The 14,804-nt window shown below is 65.8% G+C and carries 12 protein-coding genes; 2 read left to right on the top strand and 10 right to left on the bottom strand.

The features are described from left to right. Window positions 1-52: 52 nt before the first annotated feature. The 10 genes from cybH to LPW26_RS13555 form a co-directional block, all read right to left on the bottom strand. A complete protein-coding gene (cybH, locus tag LPW26_RS13600) occupies window positions 53-778 on the bottom strand; it encodes a Ni/Fe-hydrogenase, b-type cytochrome subunit (protein WP_238735916.1) in 726 nt (241 codons plus the stop codon). A 22-nt stretch (window positions 779-800) separates the two neighbouring features. Then, window positions 801-2,594: a nickel-dependent hydrogenase large subunit gene (locus LPW26_RS13595; protein ID WP_238735915.1), complete on the bottom strand. Its 1,794-nt coding sequence runs from the start codon at window positions 2,592-2,594 to the stop codon at window positions 801-803. Between the two features lie 18 nt (window positions 2,595-2,612). Continuing rightward, window positions 2,613-3,752: a hydrogenase small subunit gene (locus LPW26_RS13590; protein WP_238735914.1), complete on the bottom strand. Its 1,140-nt coding sequence runs from the start codon at window positions 3,750-3,752 to the stop codon at window positions 2,613-2,615. A 237-nt stretch (window positions 3,753-3,989) separates the two neighbouring features. Further along, window positions 3,990-5,435, bottom strand: coding sequence for a nickel-dependent hydrogenase large subunit (locus tag LPW26_RS13585; protein WP_238735913.1), 1,446 nt, complete (start codon window positions 5,433-5,435; stop codon window positions 3,990-3,992). Beyond that, a complete protein-coding gene (locus LPW26_RS13580) occupies window positions 5,432-6,433 on the bottom strand; it encodes an NADH-quinone oxidoreductase subunit B family protein (RefSeq protein WP_238735912.1) in 1,002 nt (333 codons plus the stop codon). Before LPW26_RS13580 ends, LPW26_RS13585 begins: the two co-directional genes overlap by 4 nt. 229 nt (window positions 6,434-6,662) lie before the next feature. Then, on the bottom strand, window positions 6,663-7,709 hold the full coding sequence (locus LPW26_RS13575) for a sulfate/molybdate ABC transporter ATP-binding protein (protein ID WP_238735911.1): 1,047 nt from the start codon (window positions 7,707-7,709) through the stop codon (window positions 6,663-6,665). Next, on the bottom strand, window positions 7,699-8,616 hold the full coding sequence (gene cysW, locus LPW26_RS13570; RefSeq protein ID WP_238735910.1) for a sulfate ABC transporter permease subunit CysW: 918 nt from the start codon (window positions 8,614-8,616) through the stop codon (window positions 7,699-7,701). Before cysW ends, LPW26_RS13575 begins: the two co-directional genes overlap by 11 nt. A gap of 4 nt (window positions 8,617-8,620) precedes the next feature. Continuing rightward, window positions 8,621-9,457 (bottom strand): sulfate ABC transporter permease subunit CysT, encoded by an 837-nt coding sequence (gene cysT, locus LPW26_RS13565; protein ID WP_238735909.1) that lies wholly within the window; start codon window positions 9,455-9,457, stop codon window positions 8,621-8,623. 330 nt (window positions 9,458-9,787) lie between these two features. Continuing rightward, entirely contained in the window at window positions 9,788-10,777 is a 990-nt protein-coding gene (locus tag LPW26_RS13560; RefSeq protein WP_238735908.1) for a sulfate ABC transporter substrate-binding protein, read from the bottom strand. 124 nt (window positions 10,778-10,901) lie between these two features. Beyond that, the gene (locus LPW26_RS13555) at window positions 10,902-11,642 is read right to left on the bottom strand and encodes a phosphoadenylyl-sulfate reductase (RefSeq protein ID WP_238735907.1); all 741 of its coding nucleotides are present in this window, start codon (window positions 11,640-11,642) and stop codon (window positions 10,902-10,904) included. A 361-nt stretch (window positions 11,643-12,003) separates the two neighbouring features. On the opposite strand from LPW26_RS13555, the gene cysD reads away from it, so the two are divergent. Together cysD and cysC are read left to right on the top strand one after the other, a co-directional pair. Continuing rightward, window positions 12,004-12,798, top strand: a complete 795-nt coding sequence (gene cysD / locus LPW26_RS13550) for a sulfate adenylyltransferase subunit CysD (RefSeq protein ID WP_238735917.1) — start codon at window positions 12,004-12,006, stop codon at window positions 12,796-12,798. Between the two features lie 43 nt (window positions 12,799-12,841). Continuing rightward, a complete protein-coding gene (gene cysC, locus LPW26_RS13545; protein WP_238735906.1) occupies window positions 12,842-14,758 on the top strand; it encodes an adenylyl-sulfate kinase in 1,917 nt (638 codons plus the stop codon). Window positions 14,759-14,804: the final 46 nt, after the last annotated feature.

Below are 14,804 nucleotides of genomic sequence, written 5' to 3'. Positions count from 1 at the left end.
GGGCCCGTAACGAAAGTCGGGGCGCGACTGCCATGCTTGATCCCTCCGCCTCTCAATCCGGCAGATCGTCGCGGAACAGGCGTTCGCCGGAGATGATCGACGAGATCATACTCTGGCGGCTGAGGATGTCCTCGCGCACCGCGGCGTAGATGTGGACGATGACGAACACCACGATCGCCCACATGCCGAGATGGTGCAGCGTGTGCAGCGTCTGGCTGGTGAACAGCGAGAACATGAAGCCGAACAGTTTGTACTGCCAGCTGTCGATGCCGTGGCCCTCGGAATACAGCGCCATACCGCTGAGCATCATCAGCACCATGAACACCATGAAGGAGAACATCGCCACATGCGCCAGCGGGTTGTGGCCGATGTATTTCTTCGGGTCCTTGACCAGGAAGGCGTACCACTTGAACTCGTACAGCATGCCCCACCACCAGGTCTTGTTGGTGAGCGGCAGCCAGAAGATCTGGCGCGAGTATTTGTTGCCGACGAACGCCCAGTAGACCCGCAGCAGGAAGAACACCACCAGCGTCTGCCCGGCGGCGAAATGCACGAAGCGAATGTAGCCCATGCTGAAGTTCGCAGAAGCCTCGCCCTGCACCGAGGGCAGCGGCGAGCCGATCAGATAGCCGGTGACGCACAGCACCAGGATCAGCGCCGCATTCACCCAGTGCCACAGCCGCACCGGCGCCTGATAGACATAGACGGTCTGCAGCGACCTTGCGCGTTCGCCGGCCGAATCGAGCGCGCCCTGAACCCGTGCGATCTCCGTGGTCATGATCGTCTCCCTGTGACGGCGCTCAGCGCACGGTGACCTTGGTCATTTCCTGGCCGTCCTCGCTCATCACATGCGTCGAGCAGGCGAGACACGGATCGAACGAATGCAGCGTGCGCAGGATTTCCAGCGGCTGGTTCGGATCGGCCATCGGCGTGCCCAGCAGCGAAGCCTCGAACGCACCGATGCCGCCCTTGGGATCGCGCGGGCTGCCGTTCCAGGTGGTCGGCACCACCGCCTGATAGTTGTCGATCTTGCCGTCCTTGATCTTGACCCAGTGGCCGAGCGCGCCGCGCGGCGCCTCGGTGAAACCGACGCCCTTGACGTCCTTCGGCCAGCTCTCCGGGCTCCATTTGTCGACATTGGCGGTGGCGCTGTCGCCCGCTTTCAGCGTCGCCACCAGCTTGTCCTGGAAGTAGCGCAGCTGGTTCGCCGCCCACTGCGCCTCGAGCGCGCGCGCCGCGGTGCGGCCGAGCGTCGAGAACAGCGCCGGCAGCGGCAGGCCGAGATCCTTCAAGAGCTTGTCGGTCGGCTCCTTGAACTCCGGCTTGTTCTGCGCATAGCCGATGATGTAGCGCGCCAGCGGCCCGACCTCGACGGCGTTGCCCTTCCAGCGCGGCGACTTGATCCAGGAGTACTTGGCCTCCTCGTCGAGCGCCTCGATCTTGGTCTTGGTGCCCTTGGCGTTGGGGCCGAGCTTGAAGTTCGGCTCGGTGACGCCGTCCCACGGGTGCAGGCCCTTGGTCTCGTCGGGATATTTGTACCAGGAGTGGGTGACGAACTCCTGCACCTGCGTGGGGTCCGCGAGATCGACCGGCAGCACCTCGGCGAGATTGCCATTGAGGATCACGCCGCGCGGCAGCTTCAGCGACGCGGCGGAATAATCATTGGCGTGTTCCGGGATGTCGCCGTAGCTCATCACCGACTTGCCCGACAGCCCGCCCCCGTAGGTCCAGTCCTTGTAGAACGAAGCGATCGCCTGCAGGTCGGGCAGATAGACCTGATCGACGAAGGTCACCATCTGGTCGATGATCGACGACACCAGGTTGAGCCGCTCCATGTTGACGGCACCGACCGCGCCGACGCCGTCGATATTGATGGCGCAGGGCACGCCGCCGACCAGCCAGTTCGGATGCGGGTTCTTGCCGCCATAGACGGCGTGGATCTTGACCATGTCCTTCTGGAAATCGAGCGCTTCCAGATAGTGCGCCACGGCCATCAGATTGGCTTCAGGCGGCAGCTTGTAGGCCGGGTGGCCCCAATAGGCGTTCTTGAACGGGCCGAGCTGGCCCGACTCGACGAATTTCTTCAGCCGGGTCTGGATCTCCTTGAAGTAGCCCGGGCTCGACAGCGGCCATGGCGAGATCGACTGCGCCAGCGTCGAGGTCGCCTTCGGGTCCGCCTTCAAGGCCGACACCACGTCGACCCAGTCGAGCGCGTGCAGATGATAGAAATGCACGACGTGATCGTGCACCTGCAGCGTCAGCTGCATGATGTTGCGGATGGTGTTGGCGTTCTCGGGAATGTCGATCTTGAGCGCGTTCTCGACCGCGCGCACCGAGGTCAGCGCGTGCGTGCCGGTGCAGACGCCGCAGATCCGCTGGGTGAAGGCCCAGGCGTCGCGCGGATCGCGGCCCTTCAGGATGGTCTCGATGCCGCGCCACATCGTGCCGGTGGAGACGGCGTTGCGGATGACGTTGTCGGAGTCGACGTTGACTTCGACGCGGAGATGGCCCTCGATCCGGGTGACCGGATCGACCACGACGCGGCGGCCGGCATTGTCGAGCTTGAAGCCGTTGGGTGTAGTGACGTTGGTCATGTTGCTGCTTTCCCGGGCTTAAGCCGACGCGCCGTTCGAATTGCCATTGGACTTGCCGTTGCCGTCACCGCTGCCGTTGGTCGGCACGTCCTTGCGCCGCGACAGGTTGCGCACGGTGGTGACCGCGGCATGCGCGGCAATCGCGACGCCGACCACGCCGGCCGCGGTGGCGCCGATCTTGTCGGCGTTGGCTTCGATGCCGAACTGATTGATCGTGGTGAGGCGGTCGTAGAACGAGCCCTGATCCCAGAAATTGTCTTCCGAGCAGCCGATGCAGCCGTGGCCCGACTGGATCGGGAACGACACGCCGCCGTTCCAGCGCACGGTCGAGCAGGCGTTGTAGGTGGTCGGGCCTTTGCAGCCCATCTTGTACAGGCAGTAGCCTTTGCGCGCGGCGTCGTCGTCCCAGGCTTCGACGAACTGGCCGGCATCGAAATGCGGCCGGCGATAGCACTTGTCGTGGATGCGCTGCGAGTAGAACATCTTCGGCCGGCCCTGGCGGTCGAGCTCGGGCAAGCGACCGAAGGTGGTGACGTAGGTGACGACGCCGGTCATCACCTCGGCGATCGGCGGACAGCCGGGCACCTTGATGATCGGTTTGTTCTTGATCACCTTGTCGATCGGCACCGCCTGGGTCGGGTTCGGCTTGGCAGCCTGGACGCAGCCCCACGACGCGCAGGCGCCCCAGGCGATCACCGCCATCGAATCGTCGGCCATTTCCTTCAGCTTCTCGACGAACGGCCGGCCGCCGTCGATACAGTACATGCCGTCCTCGTTGAGCGGCGGATTGCCTTCGACGGCGAGGATGTACTGGCCCTTGTACTTCTTGCGGGTCTCTTCGAGGATCGCTTCGGCCTGATGGCCGGCAGCCGCCATGAGGGTGTCGTCGTAGTCCAGCGAGATCATCGACAGCACGGCGTCTTTGGCGAGCGGATGCGCCGATCGGATGAAGCTTTCCGAGCAGCAGGTGCATTCGAGCCCGTGCATCCAGATCACAGGCACGCGCGGCTTGGTCTCCAGCGCGTGCGCAATCTGGCTCGATCCGATCGGACCGAGGCCGAGGCTGGTCGCCGTCAGGCTGCAGAATTTCACGAAGCTGCGCCGGCTGATGCCCTGCCGCCTGATCACCTCGTAGAAGGTTTCGGTCGCTGCGCCCATGATGGCTCCTCGGTGTCCTCGCCGCGTGCGAAGTCAGTGTCTGCTTCGCGTTCAGGCTAAGTTCGCAAGAAGCGTGCCAGTGGCGTCGCGTTGCGTCGCTCGCCACGCAAGTGTTTGAAAGGGCCGGTAAAGATACGAAGCGCCTGTTTCATGCGATTAGTTCGCATGGCCGTCGCAGGTGATAAGCCGCTTGCGATGCTGATAAGCGCGTGACCGCATGCGCGGATGCCGCAGCGATCAGTGTGCAGTGCACACCATGCAGGGATCGAACGAGCGCACGACGTGCTGGACGGCGACGGACTTCGCGCCGTCGCCGCCGACCTCAGTGCCCGCGAGCGCCTGCTCCAGCGGACCGGCGACGCCATCGCGATCGCGCGGCGAAAAATTCCAGGTGGTCGGCGCGATGATCTGGTAGCGGCGGATCTTGTCGTCCGACAGTTCGATCCAGTGGCCGAGGCTGCCGCGCGCGGCCTCGATCAGGCCGACGCCGGCGCCCTCGCCGCGCCGCTCGCCGCGTTCGAGGAACGGCGCGCGCAAATCGAGCCGGCGCGCCCAGTCGTGCATCTCAACGGCGAGCCTGGCGGTCTCGCGCAGCCGCGCGATCACCCGCGTGGTCACACAAGGGCCGATGCATGCGAGCAGATCGCGGATCAACGGATCGCCGTCCACCGCCTGCCGCGCCAGCGCGCCGACCTCGGCGGGTTTGCCGTTCAAGCGCGGCGCCTTGCACCAGCTGTACCCGGCCGGCTTGTCGGCATCGGGATCGGTCTCGGCGTCCGCTGGGCGCAGCGCGGTATCGCGCATCCACGCATGGGCGACGTCTTCGGAGATGGCGTCGGGGTCGAGCGACGCGAGAGTCGCGGAGATTGGATCGAACACGCCGCGTGAAAACAGCGGCGTGTCGCCGCCGTGATAGGCGCCATAGCTCATCAGCGGAAGCGCGAGGCGGCCGAGCCGCTCGAAGCGGAGATCGTCGGCGACGCTGAGGAACCGGGCGAAGTCGCCGCCGCGGCCGTCGCGCCATGTGTCCAGCGCCGCGGCGCTGTCCAGCGCCAGCACATTGTCGAGCGTATCGGCAAACACGATGCGTTCGAGGAAGTCGCGCAGATCGCCGATGATCGAGATCAGTTGCACGCGCTCACCGAGATCGATCGCCCGCGTCGTGCCGCCGGGCTGGAACGCGAGCGAATGCGGCCATTTGCCGGCGAGCAGGCCCATGATCTGCAACAGCCGCGCCCGCGCCGGCAGCATCGCCTGCGCGGCGCTGCCCTGCACCGCCTTGAACCGCGCCGCAACGTCGCCGTGCCACGGCCGGTCCGCGTAAGCATCGCGTGCGAGGTCCGGCATGAAGAACAGATAGAAGTGCGTGAGGTGATCGGCGGTGTTCTCCGCCGCATGGGCCAGATTGGCGGCGAGCACGCCGTTCTCGGCCGCGCGGATGCCGTCGACCGCGCGCAGCGCCGCCACCGCGGCGAGCGATTGCGACACCGAGCAGATGCCGCAGATCCGCGGCGCCAGCGTCAGCGCGTCGAGTGCAGGCCGGCCGCGCAAAATCTGCTCGAAGCCGCGATACAGCGGCGCGGTGACTTCGGCGGCGCTCACCACGCCGTCGTCGATATCGAGCCTGACTTCGAGGTCGCCCTCGACGCGGTTGAACGGCCCGACGGTGATGCGGCGGGTCATTTGCGGCGGCCGCTGTCGGTGCGCGGCGGCACGACGATGTGGTCGGCGGCGGCGTTGGCGCGGACGCGCTTCGGCGTCGCCGATTTCGACAGCGCCGCGAGCGCCACGAACCACGCCTTCGGCATGTCGAGCGGCAGGCCGACCGGTATGCCGCCGAGCTTGGCGGTCTCGAGGAAATTCTGCGCCGTCTCGAAGCCCGGCGACGTGCAGGCGACGCAGGCATAGCCGCCGCTGGTGCAGGAGCCGCCGCCGTTCCAGCCGCGCTGATTGCAGTCGCCGACAGCCTGCGTCGCCTTGCAGCCGAGATGCTCCATCAGGCAGCCCTGCTGCGACATCGCCTCGGCGCTGGCTTTGAACTCGTAATACTCGTTGCGGGCGCAGCCGTGATGCGCGAGGTGATCGGCGTAGAACCGCGGCCGGCCGAAGCTGTCGAGCGCGTCGGCCTCGACGCCGCCGAGCGCCAGCGCCGCCAGTGTTTCGGAGATCCAGCCGGGATGCGGCGCGCAGCCGGCGATGTTGATCACCGGCAGGCCGGCGCGGGATCGGAAGCCGGCGCCGAGCACGCCGCCACAGTCAGCGCCGGCGAATTGCAGGCCGCTGGCGTCGGTCGGATTGGTGCCGGCCATCGGCACCCCGCCGAACGCCGCGCAGCTGCCGGCGGCGACGACGTAGTTGGCGCAGGGCGCCAGCGCGTTCACCCAATGCAGCATCGAGCGGCCGGTGCCGCCGAGCATGTTGAAACGCCCGCTGCCGTTCGGCCCGCGCAGCACCGCGCCTTCCAGCACCAGCGCATCGAGCCGCTGGGTGCCGTGCACGAGGCGTTCGAAGATTGCCACCGCCTCGCCCGCGGTTTCCTCGCTCAGCGACGGATGCCAGATCAGATCGATGCCGAAGCGGGCGAGCTCGGCGAACCAGCCGGCGTGGCCGTTGTCGAGCGCCGCCATGGTGCAGCCGCCACAGCTCGCGCCTTGCAGCCACAGCACGTTGAAGCGCTCCATGCCCGCGGCCTCCCCGCTGTTTTTCGTATATGCGGGAACGGACTAAAGCGAGTTTCTCCCGGCGCCGCAAGCAAGGCGTTGGGATGAGGACGGCCGAGACCACATGCCTCCGTCATGCCCGGCCTTGTGCCGGGCATCCACGCCTTTACGGCGTTGCAACGCCCAAGGCGTGGATGGCCGGGACGAGCCCGGCCATGACGGAAGTAATCGCAGTGCGAAGATCGAGCGCTCAGTGATCCGCAAAAATGCGGTAGCGCTGCGGTTGCAGGCCGATGCGGTCGCCGACCTTCAGCGAATGGTCGCGCGGCGCGTCGATCTCGACCAGCGTGTCGCCGCCGACGCCTTGCAGCAGGATGTCGGCGCGCTGCATCGGGCCGAACGCGCGCACCGATTTCACCGCGCCCTCGAGCACGCCGCTGCCGCTCGGGCCGACCGCGACGTCGTGGCGGCGGACGAACAGTTTCGACGGGCCGGAGGCGGTGTCGGTCGGCGCCAGATCGAGCACACGGTCGCCGAGCCGGACGCGGCCATCCTGCACCTCGACCGGCAGTACGATGGATTCGCCGATGAAGCTGTGAACGAAGGCGGACGCCGGACGCTCATAGACGTCGCCGGGCGAACCGATCTGTTCAATCCGGCCCTTGTCCATCACCACGACGCGGTTGGCGACTTCGAGCGCTTCTTCCTGATCGTGGGTGACGAAGATCGAGGTGACGTGGATCTCCTCGTGCAGATTGCGCAGCCAGGCGCGCAGCTCCTTGCGCACCTTGGCGTCGAGCGCGCCGAACGGCTCGTCGAGCAGCAGGATACGCGGTTCGATCGCCAGCGCGCGGGCCAGCGCGATGCGCTGGCGCTGGCCGCCGGAGAGCTGGTTCGGGTAGCGATCGGCGAGCCAGCCGAGCTGCACGAGATCCAGCAGATCGCCGACGCGCTTCTTGATCTCAGCCTCGCTCTTGCGGATCTTGCGCGGCTGCACCCGCAGCCCGAACGCGACGTTCTCGAACACGCTCATGTGCCGGAACAGCGCGTAGTGCTGAAACACGAAGCCGACGTGGCGCTCCGCGGCGCCGCGCGCCAGCGCGTCCTCGCCGTCGAACGCGATCGAGCCGGAGTCGGGCCATTCCAACCCGGCGATGATCCGCAGCAGCGTGGTCTTGCCGGAGCCGGACGGGCCGAGCAGCGCCATCAGCTCGCCGGTCTCGACCCGCAGATCGACATTGTCGAGCGCGCGGAAGCTGCCGAATTCCTTGACGATGTTACGGACTTCAATGGTCATCGGGATGCAGCCCTTGTTCGATGCGGCTTTCCAGCACGGTCTTGACGATCAGCGTCACCAGCGCCAGCAAAGCCAGCAGCGAGGCGATCGCGAACGCAGCGACCATCTGGTACTCGTTGTAGAGAATTTCCACCAGCAGCGGCATGGTGTTGGTTTCGCCGCGGATGTGGCCGGAGACGACCGACACCGCGCCGAATTCACCCATCGCGCGGGCGTTGCATAGCAGCACGCCGTACAGCAGGCCCCATTTGATGTTGGGCAGCGTGACGCGCCAGAATGTGGTCCAGCCGCCGGCGCCGAGCGAGATCGCGGCTTCTTCCTCCAGCTGGCCCTGCTCCTGCATCAGCGGGATCAGTTCGCGCGCGACGAACGGGAAGGTCACGAAGGTGGTGGCCAGCACGATCGCCGGCACCGCGAACAGGATCTGCACGCCGTGCGACATCAGCCACGGCCCGAACCAGCCCTGCGCGCCGAACAGCAGCACGAACACCAGGCCCGAGATCACCGGCGACACCGAGAACGGCAGGTCGATCAGCGTGATCAGCAGCGTCTTGCCGGGGAATTCGAACTTGGCGATCGCCCAGGCGGCGATCACGCCGAACACCAGATTGAGGCCGACCGAAATGCCCGCCGCGATCAGCGTCAGCTGGATGGCGGCCAGTGCCTCTTCGTCGGCGAGTGCCGACAGATAAAAGCCGATGCCCTTCGACAGCGCCTCGGAGAACACCAGCGCCAGCGGCAGCACCACGAACACGGTGAGAAAGGCCACCGCAAAGCCGATCACGACCAGCCGGACCCACGCCGGCTCGGTATGCGCGGCACGCCGTGATGCAGCCGCGGTGGCTGGGCCCGTTTCGGCCGATTTGCGCACCTGGCGCCTCACTTGGCTGGTTGCGACCATCGTCATGATATCACGCCGCGGCCAGCGACCGGGACTGCGCCCAGTGCTGGATCCGGTTGAGAATGAAGATGATCAGAAAGGAAAACACCAGCATCACGACCGCGATCGCCGTCGCGTCGGAATAGCGGAATTCGGACAGCCGGATCACGATCAAAAGCGGCGCGATCTCCGAGACGTTCGGCAGATTGCCGGCAATGAAGATCACCGAGCCGTATTCGCCGACCGCGCGGGCGAAGGCCAGTGCGAAGCCGGTCAGCGCCGCCGGCACCAGGCTCGGCAGAATGACGCGGCGAATGGTCTGCCAGCGCGATGCGCCGAGCGACTCGGCGGCTTCCTCGAGTTCGACATCGAGATCGATCAGCACCGGCTGCACCGTGCGGACCACGAACGGGATGCCGATGAAGATCATCGCCAGGAAGATGCCGAGCGGCGTGAACGCCACCTTGATGCCGAGCGCGGCGAGCGGCGCGCCGAGCCAGCCCTTCTGGGCGAACAGCGTGGTCAGCGCGATGCCGGCCACCGCGGTCGGCAGCGCGAACGGGATGTCGACGATGGCGTCGAAGATCCGTCGCCCCGGAAAGCGATAGCGCACCAGCGCCCACACGATCACCAGCCCGGCGACGAGATTGACGCAGGCGGCCGCGAAGGCGAGGCCGAACGAAATCTTCAGCGCATGCAGCGTGCGCGGCGCCGTCACCGTGGCCCAGAATTCGGCGGGGCTGAGCTCCGCCGTCTTCACGAACAAGCCCGCGAGCGGGATCAGGATCATCAGCGACAGCCAGGTGATCGTCAGACCCATCGTGAGCCCGAACCCGGGCAAGGAACGGCTACGCGCCACGGTGCTCACGGAATCACCTGTGGATGCGTCGGAGTTGACGCGCGGACGCCATCAGCGAGTGGCGCCTCGGCTATCCGCGTGTCGTCCCCGCGCAGGCGGGGACCCATACTCCGCAGCGTTTCGATTGAAGCCTGACGGCAGATGCCCTGCTTCACTTGCGAAGCCAGGGGATATGGGTCCCCGCCTGCGCGGGGACGACTCGTTGCGGATTCAGCGGATGAATATTCGATCCACATGCGATGACTGGGCCCGCAGAGAGGGAGCGCACTGCCGTCGGTGCTAAGCATACATTTCTCTCTTCTACGGATAGCGACTTTACCACGCGGACCCCGCCGTCGCTCAGTTCTTGTAGATCTTGTCGAACACGCCGCCATCGGCGAAGTGCTCGGTCTGCGCTTTGGTCCAGCCGCCGAACAATTCGTCGATCGTGAACAGCTCGACCTTGGCGAACGATCCCTCGTGCTTCTTCGCGATCTCCGGGTCGCGCGGACGATAGAAGTTCCGTGCGGCGATTTCCTGACCGTCCTTGGAATAGAGATACTTCAGATAGGCCTCGGCGGCCGCGCGGGTGCCCTTCTTGTCCACGACGGTATCGACCACCGCGACCGGCGGCTCAGCCAGGATCGACACCGAAGGCGCCACGATCTCGAACTTGTCAGCACCGAATTCCTTCACCGCCAGATAGGCCTCGTTCTCCCACGCCAGCAGCACATCGCCGACGCCGCGCTCGACGAAGGTGACGGTCGAGCCGCGCGCGCCGGTGTCGAGCACCGGCACCTGCTTGTACAGCTTGGCGACGAAGTCGCGGGCGCCTTCTTCCGACCCGGACTTTTTCAGCGCATAGCCCCACGCCGCCAGATAGTTCCAGCGCGCACCGCCCGACGTCTTCGGGTTCGGGGTGATCACGCTGACGCCGGGCTTGAGCAGGTCGTCCCAGTCTTTGATCGCCTTGGGGTTGCCCTTGCGAACCAGAAACACGATCGTCGACGTGTAGGGCGACGAGTTCTGCGGCAGACGCTTCTGCCAGTCCTTCGCGAGCAGTCCCTTGTTGGCAATGGCGTCGATATCGTAGGCGAGCGCCAGCGTCACGACATCGGCCTGCAAGCCGTCGATCACCGAGCGCGCCTGTGCGCCCGAGCCGCCGTGCGACTGCTTGAGCGTAACCTTGTCGCCGGTGTCCTTCTGATACGCGGCGGCAAACGATTTGTTGAAATCACTGTAGAGTTCGCGGGTCGGATCGTAGGACACGTTGAGCAGCGTCACGTTCGCCGCCTGCGCGGACGTCGCGATCAAGAGGCCGGCGAGCAGCGGAATCATTCGGCGAAACATTTCAATTCTCCATGGTCCGGACGGCGTCTTCGTCGTCTGCGGCGGAGCTGCGAAACTCAAGAATGAAGCCGCTCAAGTCAACGGAACCGCATTTCGTTGTTCGGTCAGGCGCAACAGCAATCTGCTACGAAGTCTTCATCGTGTGAATGCCGCATTCCGTCTTGCTACGTCCCTGCCAACGCCCGGAGCGTGTATCGTCCTCCGACGACGCGCGACTCGTACACGGCATGCAGCCGACCGATAGAAAGCCCGACGCCAGCAGCGGATGCGACGGCAGTTTGCCGAGTTGAAAGATCGCGGCGATCTCCTCGCGCGACACGTTGGCGAACGGGTTGAACTTTAGACGCACACCATCGGCTTCGACGACGGGGATCTTGGCGCGCGCGCCACCTTGATGACGCTTGCGTCCGTTGATCCACCCGTCGAACGGTGCCAACGCGCGGCGCAGCGGCTCGACCTTGCGGATGAAACAGCATTTGTCCGGATCGGAGAACCACAGATCCTGTGCCGGATCGTCGCGGTCGAGATCGGCTCCGAGCGGCTTGATCGAGCGCACATCGACGAGGCCGAGATGATCGATCAGTTGATCACGATACGCGAGCGTTTCGACGAACAGCCAGCCGGTATCGAGAAACACCACGGGGATCGCCGGATCGACATCCGCCATCACTTTCAGCAGCGCCGCCGACTCGGTTCCGAACGACGACACCAGCGCCACACGATCGCGGCCGAGTTCGCGCACCGCGGCGGCGATGATCTCGGCAGGGGACGCGTCGCGCAGATCGCTCTCGAGTGCGGCGGCCCGCAAGGTCGTCGCCTCGGGCGTCCTGGCCGAAGATGGAGAGTACTGAGTGAGGTCGCTCATTCCCGAATAACTTTCTGCGCCGGTGTTTTCGCCGTCCGCCACTGCGGATGGTTGCGAAGGTACCGAAGAAGGATTGACTAGAAATATTTTCTATCTATGTATCTTACAAGCCAGATTGATAGAAAATTATTCTTTCTGTTGATCGCTTCCGCTGTAGAAATTCCATCCCTTACTAGCGTGCCGCAGAGATGTTCGTTCTCTTGACGATGATAACGCCGTCCCGGTTGCGCGACACCGACGGTCCGGACCGATCCGGACACGCTTTGCCGGGAGCCTGTGAATGACCCTAGCCGCCCCCCAAATTCGCGCAGCTCAGACGATCCAGCTGCCGGAAATTGCGCCGCATGACCCGCTGCGGCCGATGGATCACCTCGACGCGCTGGAAGCACAGAGCGTCTACATCCTGCGCGAGGGCTTCGCCCGGCTGAAGAAGCTGGCGCTGCTGTGGTCACTCGGCAAAGACTCCAACGTGATGATCTGGCTGGCCCGCAAGGCGTTCTTCGGCAAGGTGCCGTTCCCGGCCCTGCATGTCGACACCGGCAAGAAATTTCCCGAAATGTACGCTTTCCGCGAGCACTACGCGAAAGAGTGGGATCTCGACCTGCGCGTCGATCCCTGCCCCCCGATCGACAGCGTCGACCCGACGCTGCCCCCGGCGGCGCGCTCCGCTGCGCGAAAAACCGAGGGCCTGAAGATGGCGCTCGCCAAATACGGCTTCGACGGACTGATCGCCGGCATCCGCCGCGACGAGGAAGCGACCCGCGCCAAGGAGCGCGTGTTCTCGCCGCGCGGCACTGAAGGCGGATGGGACGTGCGCGATCAGCCGCCGGAATTCTGGGATCAGTTCAACGCCTCGCCGCCGCCCGGCGCTCACTTGCGTATCCACCCGATCCTGCATTGGACCGAGGCCGACATCTGGGCCTACACCCAGCGCGAAGGCATCCCGATCATCCCGCTGTATCTGGCCAAGGACGGCAAACGCTATCGCTCACTGGGCGATCAGGACATCACCTTCCCGGTGGCGTCGAACGCGTCGTCGATCGACGAGATCCTGCACGAATTGCAGACCACCAAGGTGCCGGAGCGCGCCGGCCGTGCGCTCGACCACGAGACCGAGGACGCGTTCGAACGTCTGCGCGTCGCCGGCTATCTGTGATTTGCGCATCCGCACCAAGTGATCACCGACAATGAGTGACGCCATGACCATCGCCGTCTCGCCTTCCACCCTCGCCACACCGAACGGCACGACGCGCCCGCTGGTTCGCATCGTCATCGTCGGCCATGTCGACCACGGCAAATCGACGCTGGTCGGCCGCCTGCTGCACGAGACCGGTTCGCTCCCCGACGGCAAGCTGGAGATGCTCAAAGCCGTCAGCGCCCGGCGCGGCATGCCGTTCGAATGGTCGTTCCTGCTCGACGCGCTGCAGACCGAGCGCGACCAGGGCATCACCATCGACACCACGCAGATCAGCTTCCGCACCCGCTCGCGCGACGTCGTGCTGATCGACGCGCCCGGCCACGCCGAATTCCTGCGCAACATGATCACCGGCGCCTCGCAGGCCGATGGCGCGGTGCTGATCATCGACGCGCTCGAAGGCGTGCGCGACCAGACGCGGCGGCACGGCTATCTGCTGCATCTGCTCGGCATCAAGCAGGTCGCGGTGGTGGTCAACAAGATGGACCGCGTCGACTTCTCGGCCGACCGGTTCAACGCCATCAGCGACGAGATCACCGCGCATCTTCTGTCGCTCGGCGTGACGCCGACCGCGGTGATCCCGATCTCGGCTCGCGACGGCGACGGCGTCGCCGAACGCACCGACAACATCAGCTGGTACCAAGGCCCGACCGTGGTCGAAGCGCTCGACGCGCTGACGCCGTCGCAGCCACTCGATCTGCTCGCGCTGCGGCTCCCAGTTCAGGCGATCTACAAATTCGACGACCGCCGCATCGTCGCGGGCCGCATCGAGTCTGGCAAACTGCAGACCGGCGACGACATCGTCATCATGCCGGCCGGCAAGATCGCCAAGATCAAATCGGTCGAGAGCTGGCCGGTCACCCCGGTGGCGGGGCCGCAGGGCGCCGGCCGTTCGGTGGGTATCACGCTCGATCGTGAGTTGTTCATCGAGCGCGGCGACGTCATCGCGCATGCGGGCTCGGCGCCGCGTGATACGAGACGGCTGCGCGCCCGAATCTTCTGGCTGCACGATCAGCCGCTCGAAGCCGGCGCGTCGATCCTGGTACGGCTCGGCACCCGCGAAACCCGCGCCACCGTGGTGGCGATCGAGAAGGCGGTCGATCCCGGCGATCTCGCCAGCAGCGAAGCCAAGGCGATCGCCCGCAATCACGTCGGCGAAATCGACCTGTCGCTGGCGCAGCCGGTCGCGGCCGACCCGGCCGAAGACTTCCAGCGCACCGGGCGCCTGGTGATCGAAGTCGGCGGCCGCATCGCTGGCGGCGGTCTGGTGCTCAGCGTCGACAGCGGCCAGCGCGCCGCCACCGCCGACATCGTGCCGGTGGAGTCGGCTCTGAAGCCCGAGGAGCGCACGGCGCGCTTCCGCCACACCGGCGCGGTGCTGTGGTTCACCGGCTTGCCGGGCTCCGGCAAATCGACGCTGGCGAAGGCGGTCGAGCGGCGGCTGTTCGACCGCGGCGGCTCGCCGATCCTGCTCGACGGAGACACGCTGCGCGCCGGGCTCAACAGCGATCTCGGCTTCTCGCCCGAGGATCGCAGCGAAAACATCCGGCGCCTCGCCGAGATCGCCGCGCATCTCGCCGCCAACGGCCATGTAGCAATCGTCGCCGCGGTGTCGCCGGCCCGCGGCGATCGCGACGCCGCGCGCCGCATCGCCGGCGAGCACTTCCGCGAGATCTACGTCGCGACGCCGGCGGAAGTGTGCGAGCAGCGCGATCCCAAGGGGCACTACGCCAAGGCCCGCGCCGGCGCGCTGCAGAACTTCACCGGCATCGGCAACGATTATCAGCCGCCGACCGCCAGCGAGCTGACGATCGACACCTCGGCACAGAGCGTCGCCGAGGCAGCCGACAAGGTCGAGACCATGCTGGCTGGCAGTGGCGTGCTGGTCGGCGAACTGATCGACCTCGCCGCGCATATTTAACGCGGCGAAATGCGTCGCGGCGTGCGCGCCGCGGCGACAGAAAGTT

This window comes from Rhodopseudomonas infernalis (genome assembly GCF_022271405.1).
Lineage (GTDB): Bacteria > Pseudomonadota > Alphaproteobacteria > Rhizobiales > Xanthobacteraceae > Rhodopseudomonas > Rhodopseudomonas infernalis.
Note: the sequence above shows the minus strand (reverse complement) of the source record. Positions and strands in the feature narration are given on the sequence as shown.